Below are 18,243 nucleotides of genomic sequence, written 5' to 3'. Positions count from 1 at the left end.
CGGTGGACCCGGGCGCCGCGGCACAGCACCCGTGCGGCGGCGCCCGGGTCTTCCGCTTCCCTCTCCCCGATACCCGGTGGAGCAGCCGGTTCGGGGACGCGGAGGTCGCCGAGCTGGTGCTCGTCGCCGGGCACCCCCGGCAGGCCAAGGACCTGGGCCGCCGGGTTCGCGGCTTCGACCAGCCCACCTGGGAGGAACACCGGTTCGCCGTCGTGGTGGACGGCGGCCTCGCCAAGTTCGGGCAGGACGACGACCTGGCGCGGTTCCTGCTCGGCACCGGCGACCGGGTCCTGGTCGAGGCCAGTCCGCTGGACCGCGTGTGGGGCATCGGCCTGACCGAGCACGACCCGGACGCGACAGCTCCGCAGCGGTGGCCGGGGCTGGACCTGCTGGGCTTCGCGCTCGCCGAGGCACGTGCCCGGCTGCGCTGCCACCACTCCCAGGCGGTGTGAGTCCAGGGATCCCGTTCGGTGGTGCCCCGGTGGCCGGGCCACCGGGACGTTCACCAATCGTCTCGCGCACCAGCACGGGCGACGTCGACCTGTTCCCCGAGAACGTGCCTGCCTGATCGGCCGGGTTGTTTGCGCGACCCTGTTCCAGGGCATTCCTCCCGGGTACGAACTGTTGCCCCTGACCCCGGCGACGCAGATCTCCGGGAAGGAACGCAACACATGTCTACGTCTGCGGTGCCCATCGGCACCCGGGACAACCCCGCCACCCCCAGCCCCGCGCAGCGGAGCGACTACGCCGACCTGTCCCGCATCGTCCGGGACGCCGGTCTGCTCCAGCGGCGGCACGGCTACTACGCCGTGAAGTTCGTCCTCACCGCCCTCGCCCTCGCGGGCGGCTGCGTGGCGTTCGCCCTGCTGGGCGACTCCTGGTGGCAGTTGGGCACCGCGGTGTTCCTCGCCGCGGTGTTCGCCCAGATCTCCTTCCTCGGCCACGACGCCGGGCACAAGCAGATCTTCGACACCGCCAGGGCCAACGACCGCGTCGGCTACGCCGTGGCCGGGCTGGTCGGCATCAGCTACGGCTGGTGGATGGGCAAGCACACCCGCCACCACGCCAACCCGAACCACGAGGACTCCGACCCCGACCTCGACATCCCGATCCTGGCCTTCACCCGCGGGCAGGCCCGCGACCGGAGCGGGTTCGTCCGCTGGACGGTCAAGCACCAGGCGGCGCTCTTCTTCCCCCTGCTGCTGCTGGAGGGGCTGAGCCTGCACTGGTCCGGCATCGAGGCCGTGTGGCAGGACAGGGCGGTGTCGCGCAGGCGCGAGGCGGCGTTGCTGATCGTCCACTTCGCGGTCTACCTGACCGCTGTGTTCCTGGTGCTGTCACCGCCGATCGCTGTCGCCTTCATCGCTGTGCACCAGGGGTTGTGGGGGGTTTACCTGGGGTGCTCGTTCGCGCCCGGGCACAAGGGGATGCCGACCTACACCGATGCCAAGTCGCTGGACTTCCTGCGGAAGCAGGTGTTGACCAGCCGGAACATCCGGGGTGGGCCCTGGGTGGACGTGGCGCTCGGTGGGTTGAACCACCAGATCGAGCACCACCTGTTCCCGACGATGCCGCGTCCGAACCTGCGCCGCGCACAGCCGCTGGTCCACGAGTTCTGCCTGCAACGCGGGATCGAATACGCCCAGTGCGGGCTGCTGCGCACCTACGGGCACGTCTTGCAGCACCTGCACGAGGTCGGTGCCCCGCTGCGCCGGGCTTCCGCCCGCTGACTCCTGGCGGTGACCCGGGGGGTGATCACCCCAGCCGGGAGAAGTTCGCGGTGAGGGTGGTCCCGGAATCGCCGGAGGTGATTTCGATGCGGTCGGCCAGGGCGTGCATCATCGGGATGCCCCAGCCGTGGGTGACGCCGATGTCGTCCTGTTCCGGGCGCCAGCGGCCCCGGTCGGCGACGGTGATGGTGATGCGCTGGGCGTCCACCGTGACCGTGACGAGGACTTCGCCGTTGTCCAGGTGGCGGTGGCCGTGCTCGACGGCGTTGGTGATCGCTTCATCGGCGAGGAGGACGACGTCGCAGCGCAGGGGGCCGATGACCTCGTGTTGGCGCAGCCAGGCGTCGAGCCGCCCGCGGGCCGTGCCGATGCCCGCGGGGATCGCGGGGACGGCGATCGTGAGGGCGGACGCGTCGGGGGAGTGGGCGGCGGCGCCGTCGGCGTCATCCACCGGGCGCGTTGATGCATCGGACGGCGGTGAGACGGAGCTGTCCATCGCGCATCTCACTCCTTCTTGCGACGCCCGAACGCGGCCGACGCTACTCCGACCGGGGGCGCGGTGCTGGTTGGTGTTCGCCACCTGCCCGGGTGCGGTCGCCGAGGGGTGGCCTCGGCCAGGGGGCGCGTCGGCTCTAGGGTCGGGGCATGGTGGCGGAGACCGCGTGGTTCACGGCGTTGAACAAGCTCATCACGGGGTCGCACGTGGCCACCGCGCACGACCTGGTCGACCTGCTCGACGAGGCGAGCGCGGTCCTGGGGATGCGGGCCCGGATCTACCTCGCCGACCTGCCGCAGCGCGCGCTGCACCCGGTGCCGTCCGGGTCCGCCGAGCCGCTGGGGGTGGACGCCACGGTCGCGGGGCGGTCGTTCCGGCTGACCGCGCTGATGCCGTCGCAGGACGAGGAGTCCGGGCGGCCCGCGCTGTGGTTGCCGCTGTTGGACGGCACCGAGCGGGTGGGCGTGCTGCACCTGGTCCTGCCGGAGGGCGCCGACCCGACCGACAGCACCACGCGCGAGCGCTACTGGGCGCTGGCCGGGCTGGTCGGTCACCTCGTCGTCGCCAAGTACCCCTACAGCGACCTGTTCCACACCACGCGCCGCACCGAGGAGCTGACGGTGGCCAGCGAACTGCTGTGGCAGCTACTGCCGCCGTCGACCTTCGCGGGGCCGAACGTGGTGGTCTCCGCGATCATGGAGCCGTTCGCGCGGGTGGGCGGTGACGGCTTCGACTACGCCGTGGACCGCGACCGCGCGTACCTGGCGGTGTTCGACTCCACCGGCCACGACCTGCGCGCCGGGCTCACCACCAGCATGGTGCTCGCCGCGACCCGCAACGCCCGCCGGGCGGGGGCCGACCTGGCCGGGATCGCCGCGGCGGCCGACGACGTGCTCGACGCGGGCCACGTCCCCGGCAGGCACGCGACCGCCGCCCTGGTCGAACTCGACCTGCACACGGGCGTCCTGTCCTACCTGCTCGCCGGGCACCCGCCGCCGGTCGTGCTGCGCCGGTCGCGGATGGTCAAGGCCCTCGCCGGGAAGCCCCGCCCACCCCTGGGCCTGCGCCACCTCATCGGTGACCGGCCCGTCCGGGTGCACAGCGAATCACTGGAACCCGGTGACCGCCTGCTCCTGCACACCGACGGGGTGACCGAGGCGCGCGACTCCGATGGGGTGCCCTTCGGCCTCGACCGGCTGGTCGACCTCACCGAGCGGCACGAGGCCGCCGAGCTCCCCGCGCCGGAAACCCTCCGCCGGGTGGTCCACGCGGTCTTGGAGCACCAGAGCGGCAGGCTCCAGGACGACGCCACGCTCATGCTGGTGGAGTGGTCGACCGCCGCGCCCCACTCCCTGCTGCCCACCCTCTGAGCACGGGTTCACGCGCTGTCGGAGGTCGCCTCGGTCAGGTCGTGCACCACGCGGACCGAGCGGTCCATCGAGGTGACGGTGATGGAGCGCTCCGTGGCACCCCCGGGCGCCACGACCACGACCACGTCGGTGCCGGTGTCCCGGGCGCGGGCGCTGGTCCGGGCGAGCAGGGCGAGGCCGGAGGACGCGAAGAACGACACCCCGGTCAGGTCCACGACCACCCGGGCGCGGTCGCCCCCGGTGAAGGCGCGGTCGAGGGCTTCGGCGAGCACGGGGGCCGTGGCCATGTCGATCTCGCCGCTGACGCGGACGACGACACGACCCCCTCCCCGTTCGACGGTGGCGGTCACCGGCTCGTTGTTCACACCCCACTCCCTCCACGGTTCGCGATCGGTGTTGTCACGCTGATGACACTCGGTCACGGAGCGTGCTGCTTGTACGTTACCTGCTCACCCCCGGGAACACCGGACAGGACGTCGGTGTGGCGGGTCGAGCCTCCGACCGGCGGTCAGGTCTGGACCGGAGTCGGAATCCTGAGTTCGGCAAGGACGTCGAGTCCGGTCAGGATGGTGTTCCCCTTCTCCTCGCTCAACAGCCGCAGGCCCATGAAGTTGTCCCCCGGGTTGAAGCCGGGCAGCGCCCAGATCTCTTCATAGGGGATCCACGTGGGGCGGAAGTCGGTGAAGCTGTAGACGTTGCTCCACAGGCAGTCCTGGGGTCGCGGGGTCCACAGCCAGCGGGCGAAGGCGTGGTCGCGGAAGCCGTGCCCGACGACGCCGATGCCGCGCACGTGCTTCTGGCCGGTCAGCAGGAAGACGTCACCGGCTCCGATGTGCTCCATGGTCCGGTCGTGGCGGGCGGTGGCTCCCCAGAATCGCGCCGTCCCGCCGGGGTGCGCGGCGGTGAGACCCGCCAGGTGCTCGGCGTCCAGCGCTCCCGCGCGCCGGGCCTCGGGGAACGGCACGGCGCGGTCCAGCGTGTCCGCCCAGTGCCTGCGCGTCTCCGCCTTCCCGTACGACGGTTGGATGACCACCCGCGTCATCGGTGACTGCCTCCCGGGTTCGCACGGCTACCAGTCCGGCCCATTGTGCTCGGGACGCGGGTGGGCGGCAGGACAAGACCACCTTCGTCATCCAGAGGACGACACAGCACTTGTCATCGTTTGGATGACGTGCTATACCTGTTCCTGCGTGTTGACGAACCCGAGTCGTGGAGGTGGAACCGATGTTGATGCGCACCGACCCGTTCCGCGAGTTCGACCGGCTGGCCCAGCACCTGGCGGCAGGTGCGGCGGGGACGTGGTCGAAGCCCTCGGCGATGCCGATGGACGCCTACCGGTCCGGGCAGGAGTTTGTGGTGTCGTTCGACCTGCCGGGGGTGGACCCCGGGGCGATCGAGATCGACGTGGAGCGCAACGTCCTGACGGTCAAGGCCGAGCGGCGGCCGACCGCCGAGAAGGACGTGCAGGTGCAGGTCAGCGAGCGACCGCTGGGCGTGTTCTCCCGCCAGCTTTTCCTCGGCGACACCCTGGACACCGAGCAGATCTCCGCGGACTACGACGCGGGGGTGCTGACCCTGCGCATCCCGGTGGCCGAGCAGGCCAAGCCGCGCCGGATCGCGGTGCGCGCCGACCGGCCCCAGGAGATCCAGTCCTGATCCGTCCGACCGCCGCGTGCCCGACCCGCCGGTCGGGCACGCGGCGGTCCCACGTCCGCGTGAGCCGCCGGAGGGGCTCCCACTTGTCCGCTCCACCGTGGACACACCGGTGCCACGAACGCCCGGTCCTCGTCCGTTTTCCGCCGGTGGTGGCAGCCGGGGCCCATTCCGCGTGGATGTCCCGGGAGCCGGTCTTCCCGGCGCGGGTGGTCGATGATCAGCGCATATGCGCTTGATCGGTGCGCCGGTGCCCCGTACGCCGAAAACGGGTTTCCCCCGCGGTGATTGAGTTCCGGCGAAAGGGGGCACTTCACCACCAGCAACGGAGGATCGTGGCGCAAGAGCCGCGGTCATGAGGAAGGAGCTCGTGATGGGCATCATCGGTTGGGTTGTTCTCGGTCTGCTGGCCGGCCTCATCGCCAAGGCCGTCATGCCGGGCAAGGACCCCGGTGGTTTCATCGTCACCGCGGTGATCGGTGTGGTGGGCGCCCTCATCGGTGGCTTCATCGGCAATGCCATCTTCGGTGGCGGCCTGCAGGACTTCTTCTCGATCCGCACCTGGCTGCTGGCCATCCTCGGCTCGCTGATCCTGCTCGCCATCTACCGCGTCACGATCGGCAAGAAGACGCACCACCACGCGTAACCACTCCGCGTGACCCGCAGCGGGGGCCGACGGCAACACCGTCGGCCCCCGCTGCTTTGTGCGCACGCCCTGTGGTGCGCGGAGATTCGCGTACGAATTGCACCACCGCGGACAATTCCGAGTTGAACAGTCCTGTTCGGACCGGCTCACCCCAGTGCGGAGAGGGCGGCGCGGACGAGCGCGAGGTCTTCGCGGGGCTGAACCGCCAGCACGGCGACGGGGGAGTCCGGTGCGCTGATGACAGCGTCCTCATCGGGCTGGGGCGCGAGTTCGCCGCGGACGCCGAGCAGGCCCAGACCCGCGGCGACGGCCGCGCGCACCTCCGGTTGGTCCCACCCGATCTCCCCGGTGAACACCACCGCGTCGAGCCGGTCCAGGGCGGACGCCTCGGCGGCGATCTCCCGGCGGACGCGGTGGGCGAACACCCCCAGCGCCGACTCCGCCGCGGTGTCGCCACCCGCGGCGGCGCGGACCAGGTCGCGGGTGTCACCGGAAAGACCGCCGGACAGCCCGAGCAGGCCCGACCGGTGGTTGAGGGCGTCCTCCAGGTCCGCCGGGTCGATGCCGCCCTCGCGGATCAGCCACAGCAGGAGACCGGGGTCGATGCTGCCGGAGCGCCGCGACATCGGCACGCCCTCCAGCGGGGTGAAGCCCATGGAGGTGTCCACGCTCTTGCCCCCGCGCACGGCGCAGACCGAGCACCCGCCGCCCAGGTGGGTCAGCACCAGGTTGAGTTCCGCCACCCGCCTGCCGAGCAGGTGCGCCGCCCGGTCCGACGCCCACCCGTAGGACAGGCCGTGGAAGCCGTAGCGGCGCAGGCCGAACCGCTCCCGCCACTGCGCGGGCAGCGCGTAGGTCGCGGCGTGCTCGGGCAGCCCGTCGTGGAAGGCGGTGTCGGGGCACAGCACGTGCGGCACGTCCGGCAGCTCTCCCCGCAGCCGCTCCAGCAGGCGCAGCGCGGGCGGCACGTGCAGCGGCGCCAGGCTTTCCGCCCTGCGCGCCTTGCCCAGGGTGTCGTCGTCGACCACGGTGGGCGCGCTGAGTTCCGGGCCGCCGTGCACGAGGCGGTGGGCGACCGCGGTCACGTCGTCCGCCTTGCCCACCAGGTCGGTCAGGGCTTCGACCGCCTCGTCGGAGTCCGGCGGGTCCTCGACGTGCGCGCTGTGCAGGACCTGCTCGGTCTCGGCGTCGATCAGGTCCGCCTTGAGGCTGTTCGACCCGGCGTTGACGGTCAGCACGGTGCTCACGCCGACCACCGCCAGCCGGTGATCTCCGCCGGGTCGACCCCGTCGCGGTGCGACAGACCGCGCAGGCGGTCGCGTTCCTCGATCAGGCCGCGTGCCGCAGCAGTGTCCCCGCGCGCCCGCAGCACGGCGTCCGCCGCCAGGTCGTACCGGCTCATGGTGTTGTCCACCAGCAGGTCGAAGGGGGTCGTGGTGGTGCCTTCCTCCTGGTAGCCGTGCACGTGGAACCTCGCCGGGTCCGCCCTGCCGTGCAGCACCTCGTGCACCGCCGAGGGGTAGCCGTGGAAGCCGAACACCACCGGCGCCGCGTCCCCGAAGCAGGCCCGGAAGTCCTGGTCGGTCAGGCCGTGCGGGTGGCGGTCGCGGGGTGCGATGGCGAGCAGGTCGACCACGTTGACCACCCGCACCCGCAGGTCCGGGGCGTGTTCGCGGAGGAGGGTGGCCGCGGCCAGGGTCTCCACGGTCGGGATGCCGCCCGCGCACGCCAGCACGACGTCCGGTTCGCCGTCGGGGGCGCTGCTCGCCCAGTCCCACACCCCGGCGCCCGCCGCGCAGTGCCGCTCGGCGTCGGCCGGTCCGAGCCACTGCGCGGACTCGTTCTTGCCCGCGATCACCAGGTTGATCTTGTCGGTCGAGGCCAGGCAGTTCCGCAGGGTCACCAGCAGGGTGTTGGCGTCCGGCGGCAGGTAGATGCGGGTGGTGGAAGCCTTCTTGGTCAGCAGGTTGTTGAGGAACCCCGGGCCCTGGTGGCTGTAGCCGTTGTGCTCCTGCCGCCACCCCTCGCTGGTCAACAGGTAGTTCAGCGACGCCACCGGTTCGCGCCACGGGGTCTCGGCGGAGAGCTTCAGGAACTTGGCGTACTGGTTGACCATGCTGTCCACGATGGAGGCGAAGGCTTCGTAGCAGGGGAACAGGCCGTGCCCGCCGGTCAACAGGTACCCCTCCAGCCACCCCTGGCACAGGTGTTCCGACAGCACCTCCATCACCCGGCCACCCGGCCCCATGTGCTCGGCGTACCCGGGCACCGGCGGGGTGAAGGCCCGATCGGTCGCCTCCAGCACCGCGTCGAGCTTGTTGGAGGCCAGTTCGTCGGGGCAGACGATGCGGAAGTCCCGCCGGTCCTCGGTATCCCGCATGAGCCGGGCCAGCCACTTGCCCGCCGTCCCGGTCGGGCTGGCCGACGCCGTGCCTGGGCCGTCGACCGCCACGGCGAAGTCGTCCAGCCCGGGGAGGGGCAGGTCGCGGCGCAGCGCACCGCCGTTGGCCTCGGGGACCCGGCCCAGCCCCGGCAGCCCCGCCACCAGGTCGTCGTGTGGTCGACCGTCCTCGGTGAACAGCTCCTCCGGTCGGTACGAGTGCAGCCAGGACTCCAGCAGCCGCAGCTCGGCCGGGTCGTCGTGCACGTTCCCCAACGGCACCTGGTGCGCCCGGAACGTGCCCTCCAGCGGCACCCCACCCGTGTCGACCTCGGGCACGCCCCAGCCCTTCGGCGAGCGCAGCACGATCATCGGCGACGACCGCCGCGCCCGCAGTTCGCCGTGCGCGTGGGTCAACGCCTCCGCCAGCAGCGCGTCGGGGTCGTCGGTGCGGGTCACGTCGACGATCAGCGGGGACCACCCCGCACCGCGGAAGTACGAGGTGAGGTCGTCGTCGGACATGCACCCGTAGATGGTGGGGGAGGAGATCTTGTACCCGTTGGCGTGCAGCACCGGGAGCACAACACCGTCGTGCCGGGGGTCGAGGTACTTGAGCGCGTGCCAGGAGCCCGCGGTGGGGCCGGTCTCCGCCTCGCCGTCACCCACCAGGCACACCGCGAGCAGGTCCGGTTTGTCCAGCACCGCGCCGAAAGCGGTGGCCAGGGCGTACCCCAGTTCCCCGCCCTCGTGGATCACCCCCGGCACCTGCGGCGAGAGGTGGCTGGGGAAACCACCGGGCCAGGAGAACCGGCGGACCAGTTCGGCCAGCCCCTCGCCATCGCGGCGCAGGGCCGGGTCGTAGTGCTCGTGGGTGCCCTCCAACCACAGGTTCGCGTGGTTGGCCGGGGCACCGTGCCCGGGGCCGGTCACCAGCAGCACCCGCTCGTCACCGAGCCGGTTGAGCCCCGCGTAGAGGAAGTTGATGCCGGGGCAGGTCCCCCAGTGCCCGAGCAGCCTGGGCTTGAGGTGCTCGACCCGCAGTGGTTCGCACAGCAGCACGTTGTCCCTGAGGTAGATCATCGCGGCCGACAGGTAGTCCGCCGCCCGCCGGTAGCGCTGGGTCGTCACGGTGCTCGCCATGATCACCGGTTACCCGTTCGCCCGGGTCGTACGCACGTCCTCCACCCGACTGGTTTAACCCGAAGGGCGGCGTGGCACACGTCCCACATGGACCAGTCGACTGCTCCGGTGCTGCAAGCTCTCGCCGATTACCACGACAACGACCACCTGCCGTTCATCCCACCCGGCCACAAGCAGGGCCGGGGCGTCGACCCCAGGGTGCTCGACGTCGTGGGCGCGGACGTGTTCCGCTCGGACGTCATCCTGATGAACGGCCTCGACAACCGCTCCATGGGCAAGGGCGTGCTCAGCCAGGCCGAGAAGCTCATGGCCGAGGCGGTCGACGCCGACCACGCCTTCTTCTCCACCTGCGGCAGTTCGCTGTCGGTCAAGACGTGCATCATCACCGTCGCCCGGCCGGGGCAGAAGCTGCTGGTGTCGCGCAACGCGCACAAGTCCGTCGTGGCCGGGCTGATCATCAGCGGCGTCGAACCGGTGTGGGTGCACCCCCGGTGGGACGCCCGGTGGGAGTGGGCCTACCCGCCCGGTCCCGACGAGGTGGCCGACGGGTTCGCCCGCGCCCCGGACGCGATGGGGATGCTGCTGATCACCCCCACCGACTACGGGACCTGCGCGGCGATCAAGGCCACCGCGGACGTGTGCCACGAGCGCGGCAAGCCGTTGATCGTGGACGAGGCGTGGGGCGCGAACCTGCCGTTCCACCCCGACCTGCCGTCGTGGGCCATGGACGCGGGCGCCGACCTGTGCGTGACCAGCGTGCACAAGATGGGCGCAGGTCTGGAGCAGAGTTCGGTCTACCACCTCCAGGGCGACCTGGTGGACCCGCGGGTGCTCAGCATGCGCGCGGACCTGCTCGACACCACCAGCCCGTCGTCGCTGGTCTACGCCGCGCTGGACGGGTGGCGGCGGCAGATGGTCGAGCACGGCCACGAGCTGCTGGACCGCGCGCTGCGGCTCAACGCTGACGTGCGGCAGCGGCTGGGCGAGCTGGTGACGGTCGTCGGCCGCGAGGACGTGGTGGGACGCGGCCGGGCCGACGACCACGACCCGCTCAAGATCGTGATGGACCTGTCCGACCGCGGCGTGTCCGGCTACACCGCCGCGGACTGGCTCCGCGAGCACCACCGCGTCGACGTCGGCCTCGCCGACCACCGCCGGATGGCCGCCCAGACCACCATCGCCGACGACGAGACCACCGCCGACCGGCTGGTGGCCGCCATCGCCGACCTGGTCGCCCACCTCGACGACCTGCCCGCCGCCAAGCCGGTCGACATCCCCGACCCGGGCCAACTGGAACTCGAACAGGCCATGACCCCGCGCGACGCGTTCTTCGCCGAGGCCACCCACGTCCCCGCCCGCGAGGCCGTGGGGCGCGTCTGCGCCGAGACCATCAGCCCCTACCCGCCCGGCGTCCCGGCCGCCCTCCCCGGCGAGGTGATCACCCAGCCGGTGGTCGACTACCTCCTCAGCGGGCGCGCGGCGGGCATGTACCTGCCCGACCCGACCGACTCCGACCTCGACACGATCCGGGTGGTCGAGCGCTGAAGTTGCCCGCGAACCGATGAGTGGGTGATCGGTGTGCCCCTCGCGGGTGGTTCAAAGGAATGAATGTCGAGGCTGTCCGCGAACTGTGAGCGGGCAGGCGATTGGTGCGCCCGTCGGGGGGTAGCTCAGAGGTATGGCTGAAGCAAGCGTTCAGAGCGTGCCCAACCCACTCGGCGTCGTCACCGGTGCCTCCAGCGGCATCGGCCTCGAACTCGCCCGGCAGTTCGCCGCCCACGACATCGAAGTCGTCCTGGTCGCCGAAGACGCGGCCGTGCACACCGCCGCCGAGGGGCTGCCCCGCGCGCACGCGGTCCAACTCGACCTGACCCGGCCGGAATCCGTCGACGAACTGGTCCGGCGGGTCGCCGAGATCGGCAAGCCCACCGCGCTGGCGATCAACGCGGGCACCGCCATCGGCGGGGCGTTCGTGCACGACACCTCCATGGCCGACCAGCTCGCGGGGGTCGACCTGAACGTGCGCTCCGCGGTCCAGCTCGCCAAGGCGCTGCTGCCGGGCATGGTGGACCGCGGGCACGGGCGGGTCCTGTTCACCTCCTCGGTCGTCTCGGTGACCCCCGGCCCGTACCAGGCGGTGTACAACGCGTCCAAGGCGTTCCTGAAGACCTTCGCGGGGGCGATCCGCACCGAGCTGAAGGACACCGGTGTCACCGTGACCACGTTGTTCCCCGGGCCGACCGACACCAACTTCTTCGCCCAGGCGGACATGCTGACCACGCGGCTGGCCACGACGGTGCCCAAGGACGACCCGGCGAAGGTCGCCGCCCAGGCGTTCGAGGCCATGATGGCGGGCCGGGCGAAGGTCATCGGCGGGTCCCCGCTGAACCGCCTCGCCTACCTCAGCGCGCTGCTCGTCCCCGACCGGGTGATGTCGGGCCTGCACACCTGGATGTCCAAGCCGCGCCCCACGGCCTGACCGGGACGCGTGGGTCCACATCGGACTCGCAGATCCGCCGTTTGCACCGCGGCGGGGCGGGTACCGCTGGCCCATGCGCATAGTCGTCGTGGGTGGCAGTGGGAACGTCGGCACCGCGGTCCTGCGGGCCGCGCTGGCGGCCGGGCACGAGGCGGCCGGGGTCTCCCGCAGGGGACCGGCCCGCGGCGGCCCGTACGACGCGGTGACCTGGCACTCCCTGGACCTGACCGCGGCTTCGGCACCCGACGCGCTGACCGAGGTCGTGCGCGGTGCGGACGCGGTCGTGCACGCGGCGTGGGCCATCCAGCCCTCGCACGACCGGGAGTACCTGCGCGACGTCAACGTCGGCGGCAGCCGGACCGTGGCCGAGGCGGTCGCGGCGGCCGGGGTGCCCCGGCTGGTGTACCTGTCGTCCGTGGGCACCTACGCGCCGCGGGTGTCGCTCGAACCGGTCGACGAGAGCTGGCCCGCCACTGGCGTGCCGACCTCGATGTACAGCGAGGACAAGGCCGCGGTGGAGGCGCTGCTCGACCGGTTCGAGGCCGCCAACCCCGCGGTCGCGGTGACCCGGCTGCGCCCGGGGCTGGTGCTGCAGCGCGACGCCGCCGCCGAGATCCGCCGCTACTTCATCGGCGCCCTGGTGCCCCGGCCGCTGTGGGGGCTGGCCCGGCGCGGCAACCTCCCGGTGCTGCCCCTGCCCGCCGGGTTGGCGCTGCAATTCGTGCACGCCGACGACGTGGCCACCGCCGCTGTCACCGCCGCCGAGCGGGGGGTGCGGGGCGCGATCAACCTCGCCGCCGAGCCCGCCGTGGACGCGCTGGACCTGGCCGACATCACCGGCGGCCGGGTGGTGCAGCTACCCGCCAAGGTCGTCCGGGCCGCGGTGGACCTGGCGTGGCGGGCCCGGGTGCTGCCCACCTCCCCCGGCTGGCTCGACCTGGCCCTGTCCATCCCGCTGATGCGCGCGGACCGCGCCGCCGCGGAGCTGGACTGGCGCCCCGTGCACGGCGCGGCCGCCACCGTCACCGAATTGCTGGGCGGCCTGTCCGAGGGCCGCGGCGTCCCCGCCAGCCCCGCCCTGCACCCCTGATCTTCCGCGCATGGGGGGCCGCGGGTCGGGAACCCCTGCCGAACAGGAACTCTCGATGATGGAGGCGCGGATGTCCTCGACGACGACGAACAACGGCACGGCCTCGCGTACACCCGTGCAACTGGTGGCCGTGGTCGTGTCGGTGGTGTTCCTGCTGGTCGGTGTGCTCGGGTTCATCCCGGGCATCACCACGGACTACGATCGGCTGACCTTCGCCGGGCACCACTCGATGGCGATGCTGCTCGGTGTCTTCGCCGTCTCCGTGCTGCACAACCTCGTGCACTTGGCCTTCGGCGTCGTCGGCCTCCTGCTGGCCCGCACCCCCGCGGGCGCCCGCGGGTACCTGATCGGCGGCGGCGCGGTGTACCTGGTGCTGTGGGTCTACGGCCTGGCCATCGACCACGGCAGCGCAGCGAACTTCGTGCCGGTCAACTCCGCCGACAACTGGCTGCACCTCGGCCTGGGCGTGGGCATGGCGGTCCTGGGCTTCGCCCTGCTCCCGCGCCAGCGCGACGTCATCCGCCCGTGACCCCGCGACCGCCGGGGATCACCCGTCGGTGATCCCCGACGGATCGGTGTGGACGTCCAGCGGCGCCATCAGGCTGGCCAGTTGCAGCAGGCGCAGCACCGGCCGGTTGTCGACGACCAGCACCCGCAGGGTGCAGCCGCGCTCCTCGCACCGGGCTTTGGCCTCCACCAGACCGGCGACCCCGACCGACCCCATGAACCCGACCTCGCTCAGGTCCACGACCACCGCGCCCCCGGGCGCGGCGGAGCACTGCTCCAGCAGGGAGCGGTGGAAGCTGTCGCGGCTCGCCATGTCGATGTCGCCGCGCACCCTGAGCACGACCGCCTCCCCGGCGGTCTCCACCGCCTGCACTGACACCACCGTTTCGGCCATGCGGACCTCCAGTCCCCACTCCCAGCGGATCGAAGACAGTGGCCCCATGGTCGCCGCGTCCCCACAGGTCCGCAACCGCACCCGCTCGCAGGGTTACCGGCGAACGCACCCGGGCGCGGGCCGTCCAGACCACCGGCGCACCGCGTGGTGCGGGCGAACTGCCCGTCACCGGCCGGTGCGCCGTTCCCCCAGGTGGGCGGCGGTGCGTTCGGCCCTGTGGCGGGCGACGCCCGCGCGCCAGGCGTGATCGTCGGCGTTTCGGGGTAACCCGGAAGCGTGGTTGTCGACGTGTGGAGGGCTGCCGACATGGCTGGTCGTGACGAGGTTCCCGCCGATCTGGAGGCCCCGGCCGTCCCGGTCATCACCGACGAGATCGTGGACGGCGTGGCCCAGTGCGAGGACGCGGACGACGGCGTGACCGAGTGCGAGGCGGTGCTGCACGGCCGCACCTTCAGCTACCTGCGGGCGGGCACCGGCGGACCGACGGTGGTCCTGCTGCACGGCCTGGCGGGCGACTCGGAGACGTGGCGGCCGGTCCTGCCGCTGCTGGCCGAGCACGCCACCGTGATCGCCCCCGACCTGCTCGGCCACGGCCGGTCCGCAAAACCGCGCAGCGGGGACTACTCCGTCGGCTCCTACGCCGCGGGCCTGCGCGACCTCCTGGTCGCACTCGACCTGGACCGGGCCACCATCGTCGGCCACTCCTTCGGCGGCGGGGTGGCCATGCAGTTCGCCTACCAGTTCCCCGAGGCGACCGAGCGCCTGGTGCTCGTCGCCAGCGGCGGGCTGGGCCACGAGGTGACCCCGGCGCTGCGGGCGGCCACCATCCCCGGCAGCGTCCTGACCCTGCGGCTGCTCACCGCCCTCACCCCGAAGTGGGTGGGCAGCCTGGTGCACCGGGTGCTGCGCGCCGTCCCGCCGATCGCGGGCAACGACCTGGAGGAGGTGGCCAGGGCGCTCACCTCGCTCTCCGACCACGGCGCGCGCTCCGCCTTCGTGCACACCGCCAGGTCCGCGCTCGACATCGGCGGCCAGCGCCTGGACGCCACCGAGAAGCTGTACCTCACCGAGCACATCCCGCTGCTGCTGATCACCGGCGACGCGGACGCGTGCATCCCGGCGCAGCACACGATCGACGCGCACGAGCAGGTGGAGAACAGCAGGCTGTCGGTGTTCGAGGGCAGTGGGCACTTCCCGCACCTGGACGACCCGGAGCGCTTCGCGGGTGAGGTCACCGCTTTCCTGCGGGAGACCGTCGCGGCCACTGCCGGGCGTGAGCACCTCCGGGCGCACCTGGTTGAGGCCGGGTAGGTTTAGCCCGGCCGTTTGGTGGGGGTGCCCGGCTGGGTGGATGTGCTTGGCCGGGGCCCCTACGGCGATCATGTGCCCAGTGTGACCGAGTGGGGCTGAAGAGATGCCCCACAGCCCAGAGAGGCTCGCACATGATCGCCACCCCCGGCCAAACACATCCACCCACCCGGGCAGGGGCGTAGCCGGGCCTGCGGTTGTGAGGGTGGCCGGTTGTCGAGCGCATCCACCTACCTGGGCGTTTCGTAGCCGGGCAGGCGGTTTCAGGATGGCTGTTTGTCGAGCGCATTCACCTACCCGGGCATTCGCGTAGTCGGGCAGGCGGTTTTCGGGGTGGCCGGTCTTCGCCGTGCCTCGGTCCTAAGTGGATACGACCTCCACCGCGACGGTGTGTGCGGGGAGGGCGGAGAGGTCGAGGACTCGGGCCGGGCCGCTGCCCTTGGTCACCCGGACCGTGACCGTGGTGCGGGCTGCCACGTCCAGCAGGAGGGCCATCCCGGAGCTGCTCAGGTAGGACACCTCGGTCAGGTCGACGGTCAGCGGTTCGCCGTGGTCCGCGTGTGTCAACAGTTCCTGGCGCCAGTGGGCCGCGCCGGTCAGGTCGAGGTCGCCGCTGATCCGTACGCGGTGGTCGGGGGGTGTGGTCGTCCGCGCCGCTCGTGGTGGTGGGTTTGTGGTCGGTGCGGTTTCGGTGTTCGCGGCCAATCGGGCGTCGATCAGGGTTCCCTCCGGGCCGTGCTGGACGGTCGTCGCCGCCAGGTTGTGGATCATGGCCAGGCCGCGGCCCCGGTGGCCGGGGTCCGCCGGGGGCGGCCGCCAGCGCCCGCGGTCGCGCACCTGGGTGCGCAGGGTGCCGCCCGCCTCCCGGGTGACCGAGTAGTCCAGCGTGCCGCCGCCGTGCGGGTAGGCGTGTTCGACCGAGTTGGCCGTCGCCTCGCCCAGGATGAGGTTGAGGTCGATCACCGTGTCCTGGGGCAGGGCAGCCAGGGCGCCCCAGCGGCTGATGTCCGTGCGCACCTCGGCCAGCACCGCAGGGGTGGCGGGCAAGTCCCGCCTGCTCAGGGGGGCGGGCAGGTAGCGGGCGACGACCAGGGCCACGTCGTCGTCGTGGCCGTCGGCCAGGAGGGTGGTGGTGATGCGGTCGGTGATGGTTTCCGGGTCCAGGGCGTGCAGTGGGGCGACGAGGTCGGCCAGGCGGGCCAGGTCGTCGTCGATGAGGTGGTGGCGGCGTTCGACGAGGCCGTCGGTGTAGAGCACCAGTGACGTGCCGGGGGAGAGGTGGACCTCGTTCTCGGTGAACGCGCCGTCCGCGCCCAGCAGCGTGCCGGTGGTGCCGGTCAGGAAGCGGGCACCGGTCTCGTCCACCATCAGCGGTGGCGGGTGGCCCGCGGCCGCCCAGCGCAGGACCCCGGTCTCCCAGTCGAACAGCAGGCAGGCGCAGGTGCTGCCCACCGCGCCGGGGTTGCGGGTCGCGAACAGGTCCAACCGCTGGAGGGCGGACGCGGGGGAGTGGCCGTCGAGCAGGTAGGCGGCCAGCGCGCTGCGCAGTTGGCCCATGACCGCCGCCGCCCGCGGGCCCTTGCCGACCACGTCGCCGACCACCATCGCCACGGACGTGCGGCTGGTGGGCAGCACCTCGTACCAGTCGCCGCCGGTCTGCGCGTGCCGCGACCCCGACCGGTACCGGGCCGCGGTGGCCAGCCGCGTCAGGTCGGGCAGCTCGCGCGGCAGCAGGCTGTGCTGCAGCGCCTGGGCGATCTCGTGCTCGCGGCGCAGCTCGGCCTCCCGCTCCGCCTCGGCCGCGCGGCGGGCGGTGACGTCGCGGCCGATCGCCTGCAGGCCCGCCGGGGTGCCCGCGATGCTCAGCTCCACCGAGATCGGGGTGCCGGAGGCGTGCCGCACCTCCCACACCTCGGTCACCTGGTTCCCGGTGGCCAGCCGCGCCACCAGGTCGGCCAGCCGGTCCCGCGAGCCCGGCAGCAGCAGGTCGGGCACCGACATCGACAGCAGCTGCTCGCGGGTGTGCCCGAGCAGCGCGCAGGCCGCCGGGTTGACCTCGACGAAGCACAGGTCGTGGTCGGCCATCCAGACCGCGTCGGCCGCGTGCTCGAACAGCATCCGGTGCCGCCGCTCGCTCTCCCGCAGCTCCCGCGCGGCGTGCGCGCGCTCCAGCGACTCCCAGCACCGGGCGGCGACGTCGCCCACCAGCTCGACGTCGTCGTCGGTCCACGCCCTGGGCGAGGCCTGGTGCACGGCCATGGCCGCGGTGAACCGGCCCGCCTTGAGCAGCGGGACGCAGATCACCGCCCGGATGCCGGTCAGCCGGTAGGCGTCGAGGTCCCTGACCGCCGGGTCGGTCCCGCTGTCGGTCACCACCCACGGCTCACCCGCGCGCATGGCCCGCAGGCAGCCCTCGCCGAAGTCGGCCATCGCGTAGCGGCCTGGCAGGTGCGGCAGGCCGGTGGCGTGGTCACCGCTCATCAGGAAGTGGTCCTCGTCGGCCTCCGCCCTGGCGTAGGCGCACCGGTCCGCGCCCAGGTGCTCACCGAGCCCGCGGGCCGCCTCGGCCATGATCTGCTCGGCGTCGGTCAGCGGTTGCAGCGCCAGCTCCAGCTCGGCGAGGAACCGCTCCCGGTCCTCGTCGAACCGCCGCGCCGTGACGTCCACCATCAACCCGCGCAGCGTGCGCGGTCCACCCCCCGCGCCCCGGACCACGTGGACGACGTCGTGCACCCACAGCACCCGCCCGTCGGCTGCGGTGACCCGGTAGTCGGACTCGAAGTCGTCGCGCTCGGCCACGTTCCGCGTGCGGGACTCCACCGCCGCGGCCCGGTCGTCGGGGTGGATGATCGACGCCCAGAACCCCGCATCACCCGACCAGCGGGCGACCGGGTACCCCAACAGGGTCTCGGCGTGCTCGGACACGAACGTGAACGCCGACGTCCGCGCGTCCGCCTCCCACACCACCAGCGGCAGCCCGCCCAACAAACCGCGCAGTCGCTCCGCTTCGTCCACGCCACGATGGTGCCCCGATCCCCCGTCCGATGCCC

The 18,243-nt window shown here is 72.3% G+C and carries 17 protein-coding genes; 10 read left to right on the top strand and 7 right to left on the bottom strand.

Annotated elements, in window-relative coordinates; translation table 11 throughout:
- The first annotated feature begins 2 nt into the window (after positions 1-2).
- The gene (locus L6E12_RS12435) at positions 3-452 is read left to right on the top strand and encodes an NADAR family protein (protein WP_236228053.1); all 450 of its coding nucleotides are present in this window, start codon (positions 3-5) and stop codon (positions 450-452) included.
- A 219-nt stretch (positions 453-671) separates the two neighbouring features.
- Positions 672-1,730: an acyl-CoA desaturase gene (locus tag L6E12_RS12430; RefSeq protein WP_236228052.1), complete on the top strand. Its 1,059-nt coding sequence runs from the start codon at positions 672-674 to the stop codon at positions 1,728-1,730.
- Between the two features lie 25 nt (positions 1,731-1,755).
- On the opposite strand, the gene L6E12_RS12425 is transcribed toward L6E12_RS12430, so the two are convergent.
- On the bottom strand, positions 1,756-2,181 hold the full coding sequence (locus tag L6E12_RS12425; RefSeq protein ID WP_236228051.1) for an ATP-binding protein: 426 nt from the start codon (positions 2,179-2,181) through the stop codon (positions 1,756-1,758).
- Positions 2,182-2,375: 194 nt separating this feature from the next.
- Here L6E12_RS12425 and L6E12_RS12420 point away from each other — a divergent pair, with 194 nt between their 5' ends.
- A complete protein-coding gene (locus tag L6E12_RS12420) occupies positions 2,376-3,596 on the top strand; it encodes a PP2C family protein-serine/threonine phosphatase (protein ID WP_236228050.1) in 1,221 nt (406 codons plus the stop codon).
- A gap of 8 nt (positions 3,597-3,604) precedes the next feature.
- Here L6E12_RS12420 and L6E12_RS12415 read toward each other — a convergent pair whose 3' ends face one another.
- Both L6E12_RS12415 and L6E12_RS12410 read right to left on the bottom strand, forming a co-directional pair.
- Entirely contained in the window at positions 3,605-3,961 is a 357-nt protein-coding gene (locus L6E12_RS12415; RefSeq protein WP_236228049.1) for an STAS domain-containing protein, read from the bottom strand.
- A 143-nt stretch (positions 3,962-4,104) separates the two neighbouring features.
- Entirely contained in the window at positions 4,105-4,638 is a 534-nt protein-coding gene (locus tag L6E12_RS12410) for a hypothetical protein (protein ID WP_236228048.1), read from the bottom strand.
- A gap of 182 nt (positions 4,639-4,820) precedes the next feature.
- Here L6E12_RS12410 and L6E12_RS12405 point away from each other — a divergent pair, with 182 nt between their 5' ends.
- Positions 4,821-5,252 carry an Hsp20/alpha crystallin family protein gene (locus L6E12_RS12405; RefSeq protein ID WP_236228047.1) on the top strand — a complete coding sequence of 144 codons (432 nt, stop codon included), beginning with the start codon at positions 4,821-4,823 and terminating at the stop codon, positions 5,250-5,252.
- Between the two features lie 370 nt (positions 5,253-5,622).
- Complete coding sequence (locus L6E12_RS12400) at positions 5,623-5,895, top strand: GlsB/YeaQ/YmgE family stress response membrane protein (protein ID WP_236228046.1); 273 nt, start codon at positions 5,623-5,625, stop codon at positions 5,893-5,895.
- 146 nt (positions 5,896-6,041) lie between these two features.
- Here the strand turns inward: L6E12_RS12400 and L6E12_RS12395 are convergent, their stop codons facing one another.
- Together L6E12_RS12395 and L6E12_RS12390 are read right to left on the bottom strand one after the other, a co-directional pair.
- A complete protein-coding gene (locus L6E12_RS12395) occupies positions 6,042-7,142 on the bottom strand; it encodes an acetate/propionate family kinase (RefSeq protein WP_236228045.1) in 1,101 nt (366 codons plus the stop codon).
- A complete protein-coding gene (locus L6E12_RS12390; protein ID WP_236228044.1) occupies positions 7,139-9,415 on the bottom strand; it encodes a phosphoketolase family protein in 2,277 nt (758 codons plus the stop codon). The genes L6E12_RS12395 and L6E12_RS12390 overlap by 4 nt, the downstream gene beginning before the upstream one ends.
- A gap of 87 nt (positions 9,416-9,502) precedes the next feature.
- Between L6E12_RS12390 and L6E12_RS12385 the strand changes: the two genes are divergently transcribed.
- The 4 genes from L6E12_RS12385 (at position 9,503) to L6E12_RS12370 (ending at position 13,513) form a co-directional block, all read left to right on the top strand.
- Positions 9,503-10,960: an aminotransferase class I/II-fold pyridoxal phosphate-dependent enzyme gene (locus L6E12_RS12385; RefSeq protein ID WP_236228043.1), complete on the top strand. Its 1,458-nt coding sequence runs from the start codon at positions 9,503-9,505 to the stop codon at positions 10,958-10,960.
- Positions 10,961-11,117: 157 nt separating this feature from the next.
- A complete protein-coding gene (locus L6E12_RS12380) occupies positions 11,118-11,894 on the top strand; it encodes an SDR family oxidoreductase (protein ID WP_236228042.1) in 777 nt (258 codons plus the stop codon).
- Between the two features lie 73 nt (positions 11,895-11,967).
- Positions 11,968-12,984 (top strand): NAD-dependent epimerase/dehydratase family protein, encoded by a 1,017-nt coding sequence (locus tag L6E12_RS12375; RefSeq protein WP_236228041.1) that lies wholly within the window; start codon positions 11,968-11,970, stop codon positions 12,982-12,984.
- 55 nt (positions 12,985-13,039) lie between these two features.
- Positions 13,040-13,513 carry a DUF4383 domain-containing protein gene (locus tag L6E12_RS12370; RefSeq protein ID WP_236228040.1) on the top strand — a complete coding sequence of 158 codons (474 nt, stop codon included), beginning with the start codon at positions 13,040-13,042 and terminating at the stop codon, positions 13,511-13,513.
- 18 nt (positions 13,514-13,531) lie between these two features.
- Here L6E12_RS12370 and L6E12_RS12365 read toward each other — a convergent pair whose 3' ends face one another.
- A complete protein-coding gene (locus tag L6E12_RS12365; protein ID WP_236228039.1) occupies positions 13,532-13,885 on the bottom strand; it encodes an STAS domain-containing protein in 354 nt (117 codons plus the stop codon).
- A gap of 306 nt (positions 13,886-14,191) precedes the next feature.
- On the opposite strand from L6E12_RS12365, the gene L6E12_RS12360 reads away from it, so the two are divergent.
- Entirely contained in the window at positions 14,192-15,196 is a 1,005-nt protein-coding gene (locus tag L6E12_RS12360) for an alpha/beta fold hydrolase (RefSeq protein WP_236228038.1), read from the top strand.
- Positions 15,197-15,553: 357 nt separating this feature from the next.
- On the opposite strand, the gene L6E12_RS12355 is transcribed toward L6E12_RS12360, so the two are convergent.
- A complete protein-coding gene (locus L6E12_RS12355) occupies positions 15,554-18,208 on the bottom strand; it encodes a SpoIIE family protein phosphatase (RefSeq protein ID WP_236228037.1) in 2,655 nt (884 codons plus the stop codon).
- Positions 18,209-18,243 lie beyond the last annotated feature (35 nt).

It is taken from the genome of Actinokineospora sp. PR83 (genome assembly GCF_021056305.1).
GTDB classification, from domain to species: domain Bacteria; phylum Actinomycetota; class Actinomycetes; order Mycobacteriales; family Pseudonocardiaceae; genus Actinokineospora; species Actinokineospora spheciospongiae.
The sequence above is the reverse complement of the archived record's forward strand: the minus strand, read 5'-3'. Positions and strand labels throughout refer to the sequence as shown.

Coding starts and splice junctions, on each gene's coding strand:
- L6E12_RS12420 (WP_236228050.1), top strand. CDS start 2,376: ATGGTGGCGGAGACCGCGTGGTTCACGGCGTTGAACAAGCTCATCACG.
- L6E12_RS12390 (WP_236228044.1), bottom strand. CDS start 9,415: ATGGCGAGCACCGTGACGACCCAGCGCTACCGGCGGGCGGCGGACTAC.
- L6E12_RS12365 (WP_236228039.1), bottom strand. CDS start 13,885: ATGGCCGAAACGGTGGTGTCAGTGCAGGCGGTGGAGACCGCCGGGGAG.
- L6E12_RS12405 (WP_236228047.1), top strand. CDS start 4,821: ATGTTGATGCGCACCGACCCGTTCCGCGAGTTCGACCGGCTGGCCCAG.
- L6E12_RS12370 (WP_236228040.1), top strand. CDS start 13,040: ATGATGGAGGCGCGGATGTCCTCGACGACGACGAACAACGGCACGGCC.
- L6E12_RS12360 (WP_236228038.1), top strand. CDS start 14,192: ATGGCTGGTCGTGACGAGGTTCCCGCCGATCTGGAGGCCCCGGCCGTC.
- L6E12_RS12400 (WP_236228046.1), top strand. CDS start 5,623: ATGGGCATCATCGGTTGGGTTGTTCTCGGTCTGCTGGCCGGCCTCATC.
- L6E12_RS12410 (WP_236228048.1), bottom strand. CDS start 4,638: ATGACGCGGGTGGTCATCCAACCGTCGTACGGGAAGGCGGAGACGCGC.
- L6E12_RS12385 (WP_236228043.1), top strand. CDS start 9,503: ATGGACCAGTCGACTGCTCCGGTGCTGCAAGCTCTCGCCGATTACCAC.
- L6E12_RS12375 (WP_236228041.1), top strand. CDS start 11,968: ATGCGCATAGTCGTCGTGGGTGGCAGTGGGAACGTCGGCACCGCGGTC.
- L6E12_RS12430 (WP_236228052.1), top strand. CDS start 672: ATGTCTACGTCTGCGGTGCCCATCGGCACCCGGGACAACCCCGCCACC.